This window comes from Robertmurraya mesotrionivorans, from assembly GCF_050971805.1.
In the GTDB taxonomy this organism is placed as follows: domain Bacteria; phylum Bacillota; class Bacilli; order Bacillales; family Cytobacillaceae; genus Robertmurraya_A.
Genome location: NZ_JBPCCH010000002.1, coordinates 222,207 through 238,749 on the forward strand (window position 1 = coordinate 222,207; position 16,543 = coordinate 238,749).

At 37.4% G+C, this 16,543-nt stretch carries 22 protein-coding genes; 9 read left to right on the top strand and 13 right to left on the bottom strand.

What is annotated here, in order from left to right:
- Positions 1 to 33 precede the first annotated feature (33 nt).
- The 4 genes from ACRX5O_RS05225 to ACRX5O_RS05240 all read right to left on the bottom strand — a co-directional run bounded on the left by ACRX5O_RS05225 (position 34) and on the right by ACRX5O_RS05240 (position 2,504).
- Entirely contained in the window at positions 34 to 438 is a 405-nt protein-coding gene (locus tag ACRX5O_RS05225) for a hypothetical protein (RefSeq protein WP_433904961.1), read from the bottom strand.
- Positions 435 to 674, bottom strand: coding sequence for a hypothetical protein (locus tag ACRX5O_RS05230; protein WP_433904962.1), 240 nt, complete (start codon positions 672 to 674; stop codon positions 435 to 437). The genes ACRX5O_RS05225 and ACRX5O_RS05230 overlap by 4 nt, the downstream gene beginning before the upstream one ends.
- Before the next feature lie 30 nt (positions 675 to 704).
- Positions 705 to 1,061 carry a hypothetical protein gene (locus tag ACRX5O_RS05235; RefSeq protein WP_433904963.1) on the bottom strand — a complete coding sequence of 119 codons (357 nt, stop codon included), beginning with the start codon at positions 1,059 to 1,061 and terminating at the stop codon, positions 705 to 707.
- 288 nt (positions 1,062 to 1,349) lie between these two features.
- Positions 1,350 to 2,504, bottom strand: a complete 1,155-nt coding sequence (locus tag ACRX5O_RS05240) for an HD-GYP domain-containing protein (protein WP_433904964.1) — start codon at positions 2,502 to 2,504, stop codon at positions 1,350 to 1,352.
- A 350-nt stretch (positions 2,505 to 2,854) separates the two neighbouring features.
- Here ACRX5O_RS05240 and ACRX5O_RS05245 point away from each other — a divergent pair, with 350 nt between their 5' ends.
- From ACRX5O_RS05245 to ACRX5O_RS05265, 5 genes are all read left to right on the top strand, one after another.
- A complete protein-coding gene (locus ACRX5O_RS05245) occupies positions 2,855 to 3,283 on the top strand; it encodes a MarR family winged helix-turn-helix transcriptional regulator (protein ID WP_433904965.1) in 429 nt (142 codons plus the stop codon).
- Between the two features lie 21 nt (positions 3,284 to 3,304).
- On the top strand, positions 3,305 to 3,931 hold the full coding sequence (locus tag ACRX5O_RS05250; RefSeq protein ID WP_433904966.1) for a nitroreductase family protein: 627 nt from the start codon (positions 3,305 to 3,307) through the stop codon (positions 3,929 to 3,931).
- 116 nt (positions 3,932 to 4,047) lie between these two features.
- Positions 4,048 to 4,596 (top strand): TetR/AcrR family transcriptional regulator, encoded by a 549-nt coding sequence (locus tag ACRX5O_RS05255; protein WP_433904967.1) that lies wholly within the window; start codon positions 4,048 to 4,050, stop codon positions 4,594 to 4,596.
- A gap of 5 nt (positions 4,597 to 4,601) precedes the next feature.
- Positions 4,602 to 4,928, top strand: a complete 327-nt coding sequence (locus ACRX5O_RS05260; RefSeq protein ID WP_391558806.1) for a DMT family transporter — start codon at positions 4,602 to 4,604, stop codon at positions 4,926 to 4,928.
- Positions 4,925 to 5,293, top strand: coding sequence for a DMT family transporter (locus tag ACRX5O_RS05265; protein WP_433904968.1), 369 nt, complete (start codon positions 4,925 to 4,927; stop codon positions 5,291 to 5,293). The genes ACRX5O_RS05260 and ACRX5O_RS05265 overlap by 4 nt, the downstream gene beginning before the upstream one ends.
- A 44-nt stretch (positions 5,294 to 5,337) precedes the next feature.
- Here the strand turns inward: ACRX5O_RS05265 and ACRX5O_RS05270 are convergent, their stop codons facing one another.
- The 7 genes from ACRX5O_RS05270 to ACRX5O_RS05300 form a co-directional block, all read right to left on the bottom strand.
- Positions 5,338 to 5,883 carry a hypothetical protein gene (locus ACRX5O_RS05270; RefSeq protein WP_433904969.1) on the bottom strand — a complete coding sequence of 182 codons (546 nt, stop codon included), beginning with the start codon at positions 5,881 to 5,883 and terminating at the stop codon, positions 5,338 to 5,340.
- A gap of 9 nt (positions 5,884 to 5,892) precedes the next feature.
- Positions 5,893 to 6,804: a ParA family protein gene (locus ACRX5O_RS05275; RefSeq protein WP_433904970.1), complete on the bottom strand. Its 912-nt coding sequence runs from the start codon at positions 6,802 to 6,804 to the stop codon at positions 5,893 to 5,895.
- Positions 6,805 to 6,916: 112 nt separating this feature from the next.
- Positions 6,917 to 7,807 (bottom strand): DMT family transporter, encoded by an 891-nt coding sequence (locus tag ACRX5O_RS05280; protein ID WP_433904971.1) that lies wholly within the window; start codon positions 7,805 to 7,807, stop codon positions 6,917 to 6,919.
- A gap of 443 nt (positions 7,808 to 8,250) precedes the next feature.
- A complete protein-coding gene (locus ACRX5O_RS05285) occupies positions 8,251 to 8,676 on the bottom strand; it encodes a hypothetical protein (protein ID WP_433904972.1) in 426 nt (141 codons plus the stop codon).
- A 140-nt stretch (positions 8,677 to 8,816) separates the two neighbouring features.
- The gene (locus ACRX5O_RS05290) at positions 8,817 to 9,533 is read right to left on the bottom strand and encodes a CAP domain-containing protein (protein ID WP_433905201.1); all 717 of its coding nucleotides are present in this window, start codon (positions 9,531 to 9,533) and stop codon (positions 8,817 to 8,819) included.
- A gap of 342 nt (positions 9,534 to 9,875) precedes the next feature.
- The gene (locus ACRX5O_RS05295) at positions 9,876 to 10,373 is read right to left on the bottom strand and encodes a hypothetical protein (protein WP_433904973.1); all 498 of its coding nucleotides are present in this window, start codon (positions 10,371 to 10,373) and stop codon (positions 9,876 to 9,878) included.
- 187 nt (positions 10,374 to 10,560) lie between these two features.
- Positions 10,561 to 11,319, bottom strand: a complete 759-nt coding sequence (locus tag ACRX5O_RS05300) for a GNAT family N-acetyltransferase (protein ID WP_433904974.1) — start codon at positions 11,317 to 11,319, stop codon at positions 10,561 to 10,563.
- A gap of 84 nt (positions 11,320 to 11,403) precedes the next feature.
- Between ACRX5O_RS05300 and ACRX5O_RS05305 the strand changes: the two genes are divergently transcribed.
- The 4 genes from ACRX5O_RS05305 to ACRX5O_RS05320 all read left to right on the top strand — a co-directional run bounded on the left by ACRX5O_RS05305 (position 11,404) and on the right by ACRX5O_RS05320 (position 14,959).
- Positions 11,404 to 11,928: a DinB family protein gene (locus tag ACRX5O_RS05305; RefSeq protein ID WP_433904975.1), complete on the top strand. Its 525-nt coding sequence runs from the start codon at positions 11,404 to 11,406 to the stop codon at positions 11,926 to 11,928.
- A gap of 260 nt (positions 11,929 to 12,188) precedes the next feature.
- Positions 12,189 to 13,505 carry a prolyl oligopeptidase family serine peptidase gene (locus ACRX5O_RS05310; RefSeq protein WP_433904976.1) on the top strand — a complete coding sequence of 439 codons (1,317 nt, stop codon included), beginning with the start codon at positions 12,189 to 12,191 and terminating at the stop codon, positions 13,503 to 13,505.
- Positions 13,506 to 13,720: 215 nt separating this feature from the next.
- Positions 13,721 to 14,158 (top strand): GNAT family N-acetyltransferase, encoded by a 438-nt coding sequence (locus ACRX5O_RS05315; protein WP_433904977.1) that lies wholly within the window; start codon positions 13,721 to 13,723, stop codon positions 14,156 to 14,158.
- Positions 14,159 to 14,578: 420 nt separating this feature from the next.
- On the top strand, positions 14,579 to 14,959 hold the full coding sequence (locus ACRX5O_RS05320; RefSeq protein WP_433904978.1) for a hypothetical protein: 381 nt from the start codon (positions 14,579 to 14,581) through the stop codon (positions 14,957 to 14,959).
- A 184-nt stretch (positions 14,960 to 15,143) separates the two neighbouring features.
- On the opposite strand, the gene ACRX5O_RS05325 is transcribed toward ACRX5O_RS05320, so the two are convergent.
- Together ACRX5O_RS05325 and ACRX5O_RS05330 are read right to left on the bottom strand one after the other, a co-directional pair.
- Complete coding sequence (locus ACRX5O_RS05325) at positions 15,144 to 16,142, bottom strand: HAAS signaling domain-containing protein (RefSeq protein ID WP_433904979.1); 999 nt, start codon at positions 16,140 to 16,142, stop codon at positions 15,144 to 15,146.
- Complete coding sequence (locus ACRX5O_RS05330) at positions 16,129 to 16,473, bottom strand: PadR family transcriptional regulator (protein ID WP_433904980.1); 345 nt, start codon at positions 16,471 to 16,473, stop codon at positions 16,129 to 16,131. Before ACRX5O_RS05330 ends, ACRX5O_RS05325 begins: the two co-directional genes overlap by 14 nt.
- Positions 16,474 to 16,543: the final 70 nt, after the last annotated feature.

Consider the following 16,543-nt stretch of genomic DNA (forward strand, 5'->3'; position numbering starts at 1 on the left):
ACCACTTCACTGCGGGACTATCAACCCTCCCGCTTATACAGCTACATTCCGCAGATACATTTGCAATTTTTCCTTCATTTCATTCGAGTCGTTCGTTTTCTCTGTGAAATTCATAAATGATATTTCGTCTCCCTCATCGAGAGCTTGGTTGATTTTATATTGATAATAGTTTATCTGAAGATCTACATCTAACATGGAAATGATTTGTTCTTTTGAAAAGTACCATTCAATATCCTCAACAGCCATGTAAAATGAGAAATTTTGATTTATGATCACTAAAGCATACCATCCATTGATCACAGTGTATTTCCGCTCCGGAGTAATTTCGATAATGTCGCCCCTGTGAATAGTAACTACCTCACTATGGTCCGCATCTGGGCAGAAGCAGTCAACTTGATGGTCAAATGTATTTACAGCAATATAAGGTGTTGTTTTCATAATCTTCTCTCCCAGCTTTCTTGTCTCATTTTAGTTTCGTTCAAATCCTTCACAAACTGTTGACTAAGAGTGATATCCTCCATCGTCGGAGAATATTCATACTCCTTGCCGTCCAACAAAGTTACTATTTGAACCTTGTCAGGCAGTTTTCCGTAAACATTTACCGAATAAACGGTCATCATTAATTGAAAAAGTGTAATCAAATGGTCATCTGCCAATAATAAATATTTCTTCATACTATATAATTTACTCGAATATTCTGTCAACTATACATTTAAGGAAATTGAATGTTGTCCTTCTTCTAACACCCCTTCTTGATGATGGTAAAAATAGAGCTGTGGTACTTGTTTAGCCTCACTTGAGAGGAAAGTAAGTAAATGATCGGTAATCTTTGCCATAACCACACAGTAATGAGTGACAGACTCAAATCCTTCGATGTGCAAATTCTTTCGATATGTATCAATTAATTTCATAATGCTAATTGAATTTTGTATGTTTCTAGGCAGTTGAAAATAATGCTGAACGACCTGATTAATCATTAGTTGAACTCCATGTCTCCAACAACTAGAATCATCTACATGATATGGGCTTTGGATAAACGAATCTAATAGACGTTTTGTCATAAAGAAGTACTCCTTTTTAGTTTTCTAACTCTTCTTCAAATAAACCGCAACATGGACAAGGTTCCATGTAGTCACCCGGGGCTGTTTGTTTTTCTGAAAAACCGCACCATTCACACGTGAGGATAGTCATTGTTCTTGGTTCCCTCCCGGTTATAGGATATAGTTATAATTGAAAATGATTATCATTACTATCAACTTGATTACATAATAATTGATAATGATTATCATTGTCAAGGAGAGTTGCTCTTTTATTAATACAAAAAACCAGTATACAATGATACTGGCTATTTATCTTTTATATAAATTTATTACAACCCCGTCTTCCCTTTGAATAACAGGCAACAATGGATGATCAAGATAATTTTCAAAGCCAACAATGGTTCCCGTTTGAAAATTAGGTAAGGTGACTTTTTGATTTAATTTAAATAGACTGCTTCTAGTAATAAATGCATGGAGGATTTTTTTATCAAACAGTTTTCCACCTTGATCCCATATCTGAAGCAAAGCTTGATAGACGGCCACACTTTGTTCAGCAATATAGCCTCCGACCAGCTCATCATAGCTTTGGGCAATCGCAATGATTTTTGCATAAAGATGGATTTCATCACCCGCTTTTCCGTTTGGGAAGCCATTTCCATCAAATCTTTCATGGTGCTCCAAAATGCCATATACCACGTCTTTTTTTCTGCAGAATTCAGATCCTGAAATAACTTCCACTGATTGCTTTATATGAGAAGAAAGCAGTTCTGTTCTTTTGCTGTGATTTAGGTAATAAATGAATTTTGTTTTAGGGTACTCCGTAAATCCGATATCTGCAAATAAGGTAGAAATGGCTAACTCCACGAGCTCCTCGTCTCTCAATTCCAAACTTAAGCCTATCATTAATGAAGTAATGGAGGTATTGATGCTGTGTATTTTTAATACGTCGTGGTAAGACTTCATTTTAGAATAGAGACTTTCTAACATGACTTCACTTTTCAACGTTTCAAATAATAATTTTTTTACAATAGGAACTCTAGACAAAATATGTGGAGATTCAAATACTTGATCTAATTGTGTCCATACCGGTGAATAATAAAATTTTTCAAAGGAGTCTACGTTTGTACTTGAAGGAGAGATGAATGATCTTTCATCTTGATAATGTTCTATCGTAAGGCTCGCTTGGATATACTGACTCAATGCCTCGACGACATCCTCAAGATCATTTTGGAATTCTTTTTCCTGATATATTTTCTGTTCTTCAAATGCCTCAAGGTCTGAGGAATTGGAAACAGTAAGGACAGTAATATCTGAAGGAAACTGCCTTCTGATGTTGGCAAGAATCGAATTGGTCATCATCTTATATCTATTCAAAAATAATAATCCATCTGGTCGGTAAATGGGATGTAGGATCATCTCACCTGGGAGTACTTCTTTTAGAGATTTTTTACGGTATCCTTCCATTTGAAGCCTCCAACCTACTTTATTTCATTTTTTTATTTTTAACATTTTCTTGGAATTTATGATTCAACTAGAAAAAAGTGCAAAAAACCCAAAAGCCAGTTCTTTTACCAATTGAAAATTCCTAGCTTCATAAAAAGGAATGCCCTTTTCATTTCCTTATCCAACAGAAACCTATTTTTTACTAGCCCTTTCTTAGATGGACTTCTGTTTAGGCTTGTAGCTATCTTAAAATAAAATTTATATTTTCTGAAAAAGTGCATATGTCTTGATTTCAAAATATATTTGTATTATGATTGATAGGTCAATAATTGATACCTCAATGATTTTATTTTGGTAATGGAGGCTTGGAAATGACTTATTCCATACCCGATCAAGAGCATATTTTGTTTTTGCTAAAAGAGCTTAGTAATCAAATGGGCCCGAAGTTTGAGCGTAATACTCATATTAGCTTATCCAGATACGAATTGTTGCATCAATTGTATCAGGTGGATGAGATCAACCAGTCTTCCTTGCAAAAGTTGGTCAATATTGATCATGCAGCCATCACAAGACATTTGAAACAGTTGGAATCGGAAGGAATGGTTTCAAGGCGAAGAAACCCGTCTGACAATCGAGAAACATTTGTCCACCTAACTAATGAAGGACGCGAACGCATACTTACCTGCCAATCAGATAAGCTAAGCTTTATCAAACAAATGTTTCAAGATTTTACGGAGGAAGAATTACGTTCATTAGTAACCATGCTAATCCGGATTCAAACAAACATAAAAGAATATTAAAAAAAGGAAAGTGATCACAAGATGAAACATACGGATTTTAAAGAAATTTTACACGGACGTCGTTCGGTAAAAACTTATGACCCTAATGTAAAAATCAGCCGCGAGGAAATGACTGAGATTTTAACGGAAGCAACTACTGCTCCGTCTTCGATCAATATGCAGCCATGGAGATTTGTTGTAGTGGATACTCCTGAAGGAAAAGAAAAAATGTTGAAGCTTGCTCAATTTAATTCTTCACAAGTGACGACTTCTGCTGCAGTAATTGCCGTATTTGGTGATATGAACAGTATCGAGTATGCGGAAGAAATTTACGGAAAACAAGTAGAACACGGGTTAATGCCGGAAGATGTCAAGGAAAAGCTTTTAGCTATGTACGCTCCTCTTTATAAAAACATGCCAGACCAATCAATGAAAGAATTGGTATTAGTGGATGCCAGCCTTGTATCCATGCAAATCATGCTCGTTGCCCGTGCACACGGTTATGACACAAATCCAATCGGTGGTTTTGATAGAGAATTGATAGCTGAAGCATTCGATTTAGATAAAGACCGTTTTGTTCCAGTGATGCTTATTTCAATCGGAAAAGCAGCGGTTGAAGGTCGCCCTTCTTATCGTTTACCAGTTGATACAGTTACTACTTGGAAGTAATTTTTTGACACCAAACCTTATGGGTTTGGTGTTTTTTTGTTAAGTTTTGTTTTGACAATAAAACCGTCCAGACGGTACAATAAATGTAATCAATTACTTCCAAGGAGAGAATGACAATGGAATCAAAAGCGAGTCAAAAACGACGGCTGATCTTACAAACCGCTATTCAAATCATACTCGAAAATGACTTTAATGCCCTCACGTTAGACGCGGTGGCGAAACAAGCGGGCATTAGTAAAGGCGGATTGTTATACCACTTTCCAAATAAAGAAAGTTTAATTAAGGGTTTAGCTCAATTTGTCTTCGAGGAGCTTTATGTAAACTTTGATCAATTTGCTGAAAAAGATTCGCAGGAGTCTGGGAAATGGACTCGTGCCTTAATCGAAGCTTCTAAAACAGATTTAGAGCAGAATGCCGAGTTAAATGTGGGGATTTTCGCCGCCTCTTACCTTGATCCCGATTTAGCAAACGACATTTCAAAGGGCTATCAGTCGATTCTAACGAAATTAGAAAACGACGGAATCGATCCAGTGACGGCTACCATTATTCGCTTGGCTTTAGATGGTCTTTATTATTCAAAAATGCTAAACATTGCTCCATTAGAAAAAGAGAGGCAAGATGAAGTGTTTCAGCAGTTATTTGCGATGACGGAAAAGAAGGAGTAACCACTATGAATGCGTATGTTCTTTTGATCGTTTCGATCCTTTGTGAAGTGTTTGGCAGCTCTATGCTCAAAGCGACAAATGGATTTAAAAAGCTCTTCCCTACCCTCGGGCTCGTGATTGGTTATGGATTGGCTTTTTATTGCTTATCCCTTTCACTACAAACCTTATCACTCGGTGTGGCCTACGCTGTTTGGGCCGGTTTAGGTACCGCCCTCACCGCACTTGTTGGCGTCTTTATTTACAAAGAACATTTTAATAGGAAAAAAGCATGGGGCATACTGCTCATTATCGGTGGAGTGATACTATTAAATATAGGAGGAGCTCATTCATGAAAGGTTATCTGTTTTTATCCATATCCATTATTTCTGAATTAGTGGCTACTTCCTTGCTAAAACTGTCGGATGGAATGAGTGTCTTGCTCCCTTCACTGGGTGTTGCTGTCGGTTACGGTCTAGCATTCTATTTTTTATCTTTATCATTAAAAACGATTCCACTCAGTTTGGCCTATGCGATTTGGTCTGGTGTAGGAACCGCTTTGACTGCCTTGATTGGTGTCGTATTTTGGGGTGAAGTTCTTACGATCCTTATGTTAGTGGGAATAGTTTTTATTATTGGCGGGGTTGTTCTATTAAACTCTTCGAAAGAGACGGAAAAGGTTCAAGATCAAATGAATACAAGTATAGGGCTGGACAGATAAACGCTCCAGCCCTACTTTTTATCTTTCTCTTATTCCCTTCCCCCTCATCTTGCACCCACAATGGATTCCACAATTCTTGATTGAATTTCTTTCTTTTTATTGTTAGGATCGACGTACACATTTAGTGACTTGGCTAACTTTATTAAGTTTACTTTGGTTTTAAGAGTACCATGGTTATTAATAAATGTTTTTCCGTCCTTGATCGTTTCTATTTTTTCAAGTTGTTGCTGGATATCTTGGAACTCAATTGACTCTTTTGGAACTTTTACTGTTGATTTCCCAAAATGAGCAGCTATTTTATTCGTTAGTAAAGCTTTTGTATCCGTTGATTTCGTAGGAATTTGAAAGTATCTACAAATGGATAAAAGAGACTTTTTTGTATGAGTCTTAAATAGCAACTCAATATCTTTGATATCTTGCGCTTTATGAATCTCTTCTATAATTTGTTCAAAAGGATGGCTTTGGGTTGAGAGTTCTGTATATTGCAGGGTTGCTTTACCTGTACTGAGTTTTTCAACCTGGTCCTCAGACAAATGCTTCATGGTATCCAACATCAACTGTAGTATTTCTTCAACATTCTTTTTCGACATATTCTCCTCCTATAAATTAGCCAGTTGCTGTACTTCTATTGCAAGATTTTGAATCTCTTTAATCACATCTTCTTGCTGCCTTGTGACCTTCTTTAACACCACTGGTATGCCTGACTCAGGTGCATCCGCATACAGTGTTTTATTTTCGCGTAGATAAGATGTAAATATATGAAAATCATTTCTCACTTGTCTCATGTATTCTTGTTGAATGGTGATCGGTTTTTTCCCATTGGTGGAAATCATGGTAAAAACCACACCGAGCATCTCAGGAGAAATCTCCGTTAACTGGTTAGCGTCCCCTTGGCGAAGATGGTGATTATATTTATCTTTTAAAATATGGATATGCCGGATAAGAGTATGAATTCCAAGGGTTGATAAATAATCTGCTTTCGCAGGGACTATGTAATAATCGCTCGCCACCATCGCGTTCTGCGTCACTATATTAAAATTTGGCGGGCAATCGATTAAGATCACATCATGCTCCTCTCTAAGAGAATCTAGATTTCTTTTTAAAAGAGATAACACACGTAAATAATTCCCACGAATCGCCCGATCCGTCGGTCCACCAAGTCTGCTTGATAGCTCCATATCCACGTGAATTAACTCTAAATGTGAACAAATGAGATCTATTTTTCCTTCCTGGTTAAAAAAAGAATGAAGCCGGTTGTTCACCTGATAAGGAGTAATAATACAATTTCTCAAGGGTGCGTTCGTGTTATGATCTAAAAATTCGTCATACCAGTCCTTGATCGTTCGTTTCTGTTGGTCCAAATTCCGCCACTCTTCAAAACTTACAAATGAAAGTGTTAAATTTGCTTGCGGATCTAAATCAATAAGTAGCACTTTCTTCCCCTGATGTGCTAGTTCCGCCGCTATGTTTGACGTAACCGTCGTCTTCCCTACCCCACCCTTATAATTCATGATTGAAATTATCCCAAATTCATCGCCCCCAGTGGTCCGTTCGTAGTCTCACAGTTTTATGTATATGCGAGAGATTTTTTCTACATGTAAAAAAGACCTAACCTTTCATTGGTTAAGTCCCTTGATAACCATTTTGAGAGCTAGATAAATCCTTTGGTTTAAAAGTCCAATTCACAAAGAAAATGCCTAGTAAAATAAATCCGCCTCCGATGTACACGTACCAATCTACCACCTCGTCCAATAACATCCAACCTGTGAGTACTCCAAAAAACGGTGCTAAAAACAGAAACGCACTCGTCTTGCCTGGATCGCTTTGGTTTAAGAGGTAAAACCAGACGGCAAACTGGACGATCGATGCCATGATCGCTAGCCATAGAATGATAAAGACCGATGTGGGATTGATCATAAGTTTTGGAGTTTCCATCGTTACACCCATGACTAATAGGGTAATTCCTCCAAACAGCATTTGATATGCCGTTAAGACCCATACATTGAAACGTTGTCCCCACGCTTTGATTAGTACAGTCGCTATGGACCAGGAGATGGCCGCTCCAAGTCCAAGTAGTGTGCCCTCTTGTAGTTGTAGATGAAAGCCTAGGGTAATAAACACACCGGCAAAGCCTAAAATAACCCCAAGCCATTGTAGGAGTTCGTATTTTCCACCCAAGAAAAGAGTGCTTAGTATCACTACCATTAACGGGTTGCTAAAGGTGAGAATGGATGATTCCCCTGCTGTGATCGTTCGTAGACTTAGGAAAATACAGCCCATGACTCCTGCCGTTTGAAAAATGCCTACTAGAATCACTCGACCCCAGTCGAGAGGTGTGCGTGGAAGTGGCTTTTTCATTACGAATAATGCCATGATCATGCCTGCAATCGTAAACCGTAGGCCTACTAACAAGAGTGGAGATACATAGGTGAGACCGATCTTTCCCACTGTAAAAGAGGACCCCATTAGAAAAGTGGTAATGATGACAAGGCCACAGAATAGGATGGGATTCATTCATATGTAAGGTCACTTCCTTTTGGTATTAACGCTAGGAATCTATTTATTTATACCAGGATTAGGTTGATGACGACCTAAAGATTGTTCGTAGAAGTGAGAAATGGTCTTCATTCGGGTTATGAAGACCATAAATACGGTACGGTGATTTCCAAATGGTCTTCATTGGTCGTATAAAGACCGTAACCGGAGCTCTCATTCAGAAAAAAGGTCTTCATCCGAAATATGAAGACCTTTAGCAGAGTTCGGATTCAGGAGAATGGTCTTTATTTTGGACATGAGCGTCATTTTTGAGCTCGTGACTAAGAGTAACGTTCTTCATGCCACCTATGAACGACATTACCAAACTCAAAAAACAGTCTAACAGCCTTCATACCCCTTTTGAACGACATTAATAAGCTTACGGACCTGCCTAACGTCCTTCATTCTGACCAAACCGCCCATTACCCAGACATCAACCCTTTCTTACTCCGGTATAGCGGTGGAACGATTGTAAGGGATTCCTCGATTCCATATAGATCTTCTATATAAGGGACTATCTGTTTTAGTTGGTCGTTTAATTGAAATAGTAGTTGCTTTCGTCGTTCGATTTCATCGCTGTCTGCGCTGTCCATCCAGGTGGATGCTCGTACCCATGTGCGCATTAGTCGGTCCAATTCTTCGACGTTTTGATAAATTGCAGACAATGAGTATTTAAGTTGTTTTTTTGCTAAGGGGAATTGTTGCAAGGTTGATAGTGTTGAAAATAATACCGTATTTGCTCCATTCAGCAGAGGGGTCATTTGTTGTTCTATTGGGGTATGACTAACCGGAAATTCTTTAAGCAATTCTTGAATCATTCGATAGCTTTTCCACACATGCTTTAACATGTAAACACCCTCCTAATATTGACTACTCGACTGAATGACCATCTAATACTTTCATTGTATGTTTGGGACAATCATTCTTATGTCAATGAAGGGCTACTAAAAAGAGCGTATCCATTCAGATACGCTCCACAAATCATCTCTTATTTACCGATAAACATTTGGGTCCAGTAGTTCCCAGACTCTACATACCCCACGCCGATGTAGTTAAAGTTCGCACTTAAGATGTTTTTACGGTGGCCTTCACTTTTCATCCACGCTTGTACGACTTCTTCTGGAGTTCTTTGTCCCATCGCAATGTTTTCACCTGCATATTGATAAGAAATACCAAACTGCTTCATCATATCAAAAGGTGAACCATACGTTGGGCTTGTATGACTGAAATAGCCGTTTTTTGACATATCAAGTGACTTTTCACGAGCCACTTTGCTCAGAGCTGTGTCCACTTTTAAAGCAGCTAAACCGTTTTTCGCACGCTCCTGGTTTGTCAGCTCGACTACTTTTTGCTCGTATGCACTTAATGCGCTTGTTGTTTGAGTGGTTTGAGTTGGTTCAGTTGTTGTTGTCGGCTGCTGAGCAGGTTGTGCTGCCGTTTCTGTTGGTTGCTGTGTCTCAGTTGTTGGCTGAGTTGGCTGTTGCTTCCCAGTCGTTGTTGTTGTATTTGTATTGAAATTGATTCCTAGATTAGCCATATATTTTTGTAGGTAACTATTAAACTCATTTAAGTTGGAGCCTTGATACACGTATACCTTCTGTTGAACAGTCGTTGTATTTTCAGCAGCGCTCGCTTTTTCTGCCATTGGACTTGCTACGGCTAATGCTGCCGCTGCAGCCATGGTAAGAATGACTTTTTTCTTCATCATGTGTTCTTCCTCCTAAAATCAATTGGTCGTTCATGACAAATTCATCGTATCATACGATTTTTGTCATATTTCAGGAAGGAATTAACAGTTCCAACTTTTGACTTCTAAAAACTTGTATGTAAAACTTCATCGGCCATTTTCGTATAAAGGATTTATCGCTTTAAAAAAATTTGTTACGATATTTCTATAAATCTACTATTTTATTCAAGTTGTACCAATAATTATAGTAAAAATGAACATTGACAAGTTTTATTTGTAAGTAGTTGTATAACAAATATTTCAATATATTTTCTAACTTTACGAAAAAACTCGTTATGAATAACGAGTTTTTAAAGATAACTATTGAAAACACAATACGATGATCCGATAAGGTGTAGTTTGAGCAGGAATACTCATTGTGGAAGGTCCATAGATGACAATTAAATCACGATTCGCTGGGCTTCTAGAAAAAGGTTGACCATTCGTTAATAAGATTGGAGTATAAGGTGAAAGATTTAACTGCAATTGTCCATCGCTACTCACCAACTGACTATTAAAATATTCCACTTTAACATTTCGATTTGTTGCTTCTTTTACCATAACCAGTGCCTGATATTGTGGAGGATAAATAAGAATAGTTGGTGCATTTCCATCATAATAACCCGTTACACGATCTCCAACGGCCACAACGGCCTGATCAACGAAATACGTGCTTAGAGTAACGACGAAATTTACAACTGCTCCCGTTTCATTCACAACAGAAATGAATTTATTACATCCTGCTGTTTCCCCATTTTGCCCAGTGTTAAAATCACTAATCATAGTAACGGTACCTTGGAAAGAATAAAAATTAATCATATTCATAACCTCCATTGAAAAATAGCACATGATGAACAAGTACCCTACACACAACTGTGACTTCGATAAACATTTTCTACCTATGTCTATGAATGATGAATGAAGAAGATGATTGTTTACAAGGTAGAACCCCAACTAATGAAAAAGCTGTTAAAAATCCAGATGTTTAACAGCTTTTTTCCTTTTCTTATGATTCATAGACTTTTGTTGCTTCATATTGAAAGTCAATCAATTGGTAATTTTGTCTTTGATACATGTCTCTTGGTGTATCGCTACCTTCCGCCACTAAAATAACCGTTTTATCAGAATAATGTTCCATGACGTATTTTTGCAGCCTACTACCGATCCCTTTTCGTTGATAATCAGGTTTTACCGAAAAATCATCGATTTCAACCATGTCTTCAGATAGAATTAAATGCACAGAACCCACGGGTATTCCTTTGTAATACGCCAGCAACTGGACGATTTTCGGATCTTCAAAGAATCGCTTATACAATGCAACCTTTTGCTCGGCAAAGTTCGTTCCAAATTGAATATCCTGCTGGTACTGTAAGGATAAAAAGTCTTCACAGTTAGCGTCGTTTACCGGTTGAATGCTGATATCTGGGTGAGATTCCACGCGTGGAAACAAGCTTGGCTGTATTGTATATAATTCCATTTTTTCTACTTCAAATTCATTTTCAGTTAAAACGGCCTTTATGTGATCAGGGATTTCTCCCCCAGATGGAAAATTAAACTTCACATGCTTTTGGACATTTTTTACATGAAACTCTCGTAAATATTCTATATCACGTAAGAACTCTTCTTTTGATACCCATGTTTTGTATTCTATAAAATTACTATTATATCTTGATAGCATTTCTGGATAATGAATATGCGTGAATGTCTCTGTTTCGTGTATATTATGACCTACTTTATGAATATCTTTGAACGTGATTGGTCTCATAAAAGTCTCTCCCTATGTAAAAATTATATATTTTAATTATACAATGTTCCCAGAATCCTGATATATTCAGAAAGGAGAAAAGTTATGAAATTTACACTCGAAGAAGCGATAGAGGTATTGGAAAAAACACCATACACTCTAGAAACGTTACTTGTTGGTTTATCGGAGGGCTGGGTCGAATGCCATGAAGGAGAAGGAACATGGAATGCTGCAGAAGTCATTGATCATCTGATTGATGGAGAAAAAATGAATTGGATTCCTCGTTTACAGATGATCCTAGAAGACGGTGAAAGCAAACCCTTTCCCCCTTTTGACCGTTTTGCCCACTTAGAACAAAAGTCTGAGCAAAGTTTGAAGGAAAAGTTTACAGAGTATAAAAGGTTGAGAGAGCAAAATATCAAAAAGCTAATAGAATTGGTCGATCCAGAGGAACATCTTGAGTTAACTGGCATCCATCCTGCTTTTGGTGTGGTAAAGGTAAGAGAGTTAATTTCCACATGGGTCGTACATGATCTAACCCATATGGCACAAATTGTACGTGTGATGGCCAAACGATACCAAACCGATGTTGGTCCGTGGAAGGAATATTTAGGGATTTTAAGAAAGTAATTCGCTGTTGATCTTCATTATTAGGTAATACGACTCTTGCTAATTTTAAATTTATTTTAATTTTCAGAATATAATAAAAAAATACTCGTAAACACAAAAAATTGCTATACATCAGCCCTTATCCTATCGTCGTCTTCATGATAACCTTTAATTTGTAAGGGCTTACATACATGCGGTCTAATAGAGGAGGGATCATCTTTTTTCCTAATGTGTGTTTCTGTCCCCATTACTTGTTAACACAAAGGAGGAAAAAAAAGAACATGTTAAAAACAATGAAAAAACGTGTGAAATCCGCTATGATGGTAACTTTTGCTGCTGCCATGACCTTTTCTTTCACCATCGATGCATCCGCTAAGCAATTAGACACATACTCATCCACTTATCGAACCGTCACAGAAATTGAAGACTGGGGCGCCGCTATTACAAAGGTCATCGTCGATATTAACACCCCTATCACCCAGAATTCGGTCACAAAAGATACGTTTAACGTCCATGTGAAAAGAAGTGACGACAGATTGGCCAATCCTTTTTTAGATGAAGGCTATCGAAAGGTCACCAATGCTTATGTTTCTGATAAAGAAGGAAACCCTGCTGTGAGAGGGAAATATGTTGTATTAGAAATGGAGATTGGACCAACTGTTACATTAGGATCCGCTCTGAATTATTCTCGATTTAACGACTGGGTTGATAGTGATTATACGATTACGCAAGTGAAGGATATTGTATACAATTCAGGAGTGGTTTCAGGATTAGTTGTAACTTCAAGTGATGGAGGAACCAGAGAGTTAGTTGACGATTTCTCATCTGGAAGTTTCACACATGAAGATACTACTTTAACTTATGCAAACTATGAACCTCAAAAAACAAAAGGAAAAGAAAAGAATCCACTAGTCATCTGGCTGCACGGTGGCGGTGAAGGCGGTACAGATACAACCATCCCTCTTTCAGCTAATAAAGCTACTGCCTTTGCATCAGAAGAAATTCAGGCCTACTTTGATGGAGCTCATGTGTTAGCACCTCAAACCCCAACTAGATGGATGCAAGGTGTTACAGGCTCTGCAGATGGAACATCCATTTATCAAGAGGCTCTTATGGCATTAATTGAAGATTATGTGGCCAATCATAAAGATGTGGATCCTAATCGCATCTACATTGGTGGAGCGTCGAACGGTGGATATATGACCATGCTGATGGTTCGTGATTATCCAGGTTACTTTGCGGCGGCCTACCCTGTCTGTGAAGGATTAAATGATTCGTTAATTACGGATGAAGATATTCAGGCTATGAAACAAACTCCAATTTGGTTTGTACACGCGAAAAATGACACCACTCTTCGACCTGAACAAAACACCATACCAACCTATAACCGTTTACTTGAAGCCGGTGCTACCAATGTCCATTTATCATTGTTTGATGATGTCCATGATACATCAGGATTATATAAAAATGCAGATGGTACCCCATACCAATACCCTGGACATTGGTCATGGATCTATGTGTACAACAACGAACCAGTCACTACTATTGATGGGAAAACAACAACCATTATGGAATGGATGGCTGCTCAATCGAAATAATATTTTATAAGAAAAATGCATTCTATTTAAAGAGTGCATTTTTCTTTTACCATTAGGAATTCTCCTATCCTCAATCTTTCCCTACTTTTTATTACATATATGTCGCTATATCCTTGATAACAAAGTTATTTCTTACTTGTCAGTGAGTTAATCAAGCACCATTAAACTTCTTTAAATATATATTATTAATTATATGTTTAAATTGAGGTGCACTTATGACAATAAGAAAAGGAAATGCAATAGAAACTGACTATATTCTTAGGCTTTCAGGAACTGTGCTTAATGAGAGCTCAATGGGGTATTTACCAAATAGTATTGAAAATTCTTATACCATGTTTGTCCCAGTTATTCATAACGGGGGCTATTTTTTGATTGAAGAGGAGAACAGGATTCTAAAAGGCTGGATTTTGTTAACGATTGATTGGAATCAGTTGACAGGTAAGGCAATCGGACATATTGACCAGTTATATGTATTTCCTTTTTATAGAAAGACAGGTATAGGTAAAAATTTAATGAAAGCAGCAATCCAAAACTTTTATGAGCAAGAAATACAAACTATTCAGCTCAATGTATTTACCGGAAACCCAGCTAAAGCCTTGTATAAATCACTTGGGTTCAAAAAAATTTCAACCATTATGGAATTAAATTTATAGGAATTAACGAGTGAATGGAAGTTCATACTGCTCTAAGACAAATTAAAATGCCGACTAGTGAAATAAAACCAATCGGCGTAACAAGTAATCATTCTACGTTCTATGGTTTGTCATGTCCAACATCTTCCCTCTATTTAAATACCTTGTTATTATAGCGATCGTGGAAACTGGATCAACGGACCCCTTTTGAACCAACTAGATAAAAATAGAGCATTAATCCTTCTTAGATTAATGCCCCTTAGTGTTTGTGAGACTTTGGATTTGATCATGTATGTGGACAAGTAATTGCTTACTAGTGCAACAATAGCAGGTTCGGAAAGTGATCATTCGTTAATTTTAAACTTTAAGTGCTTTACTGTGAACATAATACACACCTGCTGAATATTTTGGGAAATATAATAAAAGAGGAGGAGACTTTTAGTGAATAACAACAATCAAATGAACCCATATCAAGCCCAAATGGGTCAACAGCCTGACCAAATAAAAACTCTATGTCAAATGTATATGAACTATCATGTTATTGGCCAACTAAGTGATGGGTCACAAATTGATGGAATTATTGATAGCATGGATGATGAAGGTGTCACTATGTTAGTGCCTGAAGAAATTGATGAAGAACCAATGTCAAGACAATATGGCTATGGATATAATGACGATTATGATGATTACGGCCGCCCTCCCAGAAGAAGATTTCGTCGTTTCCGTAGACAACGCTTCCCATATGGATTATTATTTAGACTATTACGTTACCCGTATTACTACCCTCCTTATCCTTATGGCTATGGTTACGGAGGATACTAGACGTAGATTCTTTGTAAAATTATTGGCAGCTTTATGCTGCCTTTTTATATGGAAAGGAAAAATTACCATAAAGCTTTAGATAATCTAGTTTCACTTTTAAGACACTTACCTCCATTACAGCGATAATGCACATGGAAAATAGCGTTAATCCTCTTGAATCAACGCCTGGTAATAGTTTATTAGATTAACGAATTCTAGCCTTGCGAAAACCATCAACCACACTGATAGCTGCGGATAAGATAAAGAAGAATATTCCCCCACCAACCATCCACGCTCTAAATTGATTTGCACTAATAGTGAAGATATCTGTCATGAATGTAATAAACTCTTGGTTTAGTAGATTGGGAGTGATGACGATAACAATAAAAACAAAAGTGGCAAAAACCTGGAGGATCGTATTGAATATAGCCATTTTTTTCGTCCATTGACCCTTAATTAATTTATACAGGGATAATACGATTTCTAATAGGATCACCATTCCGACGATTAGCCAATACTGTAGCAATATTTTTTGGTTCAAGGCTGGAGTCACAAATTCTAGTCCGTCCGCATCCCCTACATATACACCAACTAGGTGATTCGCATAAAAATATAGTGTCGCCCAAATCGCAGTCCACAAAAAACCTCCAAATACCTCACACTTTGATATGGCTTTTTTCTTAGGGATGTAAGGGATACTTTTCAAATCATCAGGAGTCCATTTTTGAAGGCTCGATGTTAATGGATGTTCATCTTTTCCTTTATCTACTCTTTCTAAAATAGCAAACACCATGGTTAACCAAAAGAATGTTTGAATGGCTACCTCAAGAATTCTCCATATACCATAACCAACAATATCTAATACTACATTTATGATTTCTTCCTCGCCAGGATATCCTGTAAAATATTCAGCAATCATTGAGATGAACGAAACGACTGCAGCGATGGGCAAAATCATTTTTAGTAACGTAACATATACATCAAAATAACGCGGTCCAATTAAGTGCATAGGGCGATCACGATAACCATTAGCTAAAGAGACTGGACTCCCTAGTTTTTCAAGTGCCATCTTTACATCTTCTTCACTATAGTCATCAGATAACATATCTTCAATAGTCGACCGTAACTCTAGTGCGATATCCTCACGATTTTTCTCAGGAAGCCTCCGAGTAACTTCTTGAATATACACCTCAATTAGATTCATCCCCATCCTCCTTTAATAAGCGATAAAGCTGTTTGGTATTCTTCGTCCATTCCTTTTTTAACTGCAAAAATACTTCTAACCCATATTCACTTAAAACATAATATTTTCGTGGTCGACTCTCAGTAGTATCCCAACTACTTGTTACCAATTCTTGTTTTTCTAATCTGCGAAGCAATGGATATAAGGTACTTTGATCAATGGAGATCGCTGATTCCTCCAATAATTGGACCAGTGAATATCCATATTGAGGAGTTCTCAACTGACTTAAAACCGCTAATGTCAATGTTCCTCTCCTAAGCTCTGTTGTTAATGAATTCAATAAATCACTCATTCACCCACCTCGTTTTTATTACTATATGTCATACAGTATATGTTTTATACTATGTATCGTACAGTATTAT